Here is a 1193-nt window from a genome sequence, read left to right on the forward strand (position 1 = left end):
TAGTCAGGCTTATCAGGCAGTGCTTGCGCGTGTTGTTGCCATTTCAAAAGAGAAAAACGGTCGAGCTCTGACTAATGCCAGCCGTAAGGCTGATTTGAAGCCACTGGCCGATGCCTATAACGAAGAAAGAAAGGCACAGTTTGCTAAACTAGGACAACTGTCAGACCAGATAACCATTCTCGACTATCAAGAACGTTATCATGGAGATACATGGGAACTAGCTAAAACCTTCCAAGCCTTCATGAGTGATTTTGTAGAGGCTTATCGTCAGCGTAAACGTCAGGAAAATGCCTTTGAATTCGCTGATATCAGCCATTACACCATTGAGATTTTAGAGAATTTCCCACAAGTCCGTGAGACTTATCAGGAGCGTTTCCACGAAGTTATGGTCGATGAGTATCAGGATACCAACCATATTCAAGAACGGATGCTGGAATTACTTTCTAATGGTCACAATCGCTTTATGGTGGGAGATATCAAGCAGTCTATCTATCGTTTCCGTCAGGCAGACCCGCAGATTTTCAATGAGAAATTCCAACGCTATGCGCAAAATCCAAAAGAGGGCAAGCTCATTCTCCTCAAAGAAAATTTCCGTAGTAGTTCAGAAGTGCTATCAGCAACCAATGATGTCTTTGAACGTCTCATGGACCAAGAGGTCGGCGAAATCAACTATGATAACATGCACCAACTTGTTTTTGCCAATACCAAACTGACTCCCAATCCAGACAACAAGGCGGAATTTCTCCTCTACGACAAGGACGATACAGGTGAGGAAGAAGAGGGGCAGGCAGAAACGAAACTAACAGGCGAAATGCGCTTAGTTATCAAGGAAATCCTTAAACTTCATCAGGAAAAAGGGGTGGCATTTAAGGAAATTGCCCTTCTGACCTCCAGTCGTAGTCGTAATGACCAGATTCTTCTCGCCCTGTCTGAGTATGGAATTCCTGTCAAAACCGATGGAGAGCAAAACAATTATCTCCAATCCCTAGAAGTGCAAGTCATGCTAGACACCCTTCGTGTCATTCACAATCCCCTGCAAGACTATGCCTTGGTTGCCCTTATGAAGTCTCCAATGTTTGGCTTTGATGAGGACGAGTTAGCACGTTTGTCCCTTCAGAAAGCAGAGGATAAAGTCCAAGAAAATCTATATGATAAGCTAATCAATGCACAAAAACTGGCAAGTAGTCAAAAAG

General features: G+C 43.7%; 1 protein-coding gene. It reads left to right on the forward strand.

All coding sequences use genetic code 11. The features are described from left to right. Window positions 1–1193 (forward strand): UvrD-helicase domain-containing protein (locus tag SMIDD26_RS12980; RefSeq protein WP_246746939.1); only part of this gene is annotated, 1193 nt, incomplete at both ends.

The organism is Streptococcus mitis (assembly GCF_001579035.1).
Lineage (GTDB): Bacteria > Bacillota > Bacilli > Lactobacillales > Streptococcaceae > Streptococcus > Streptococcus mitis_J.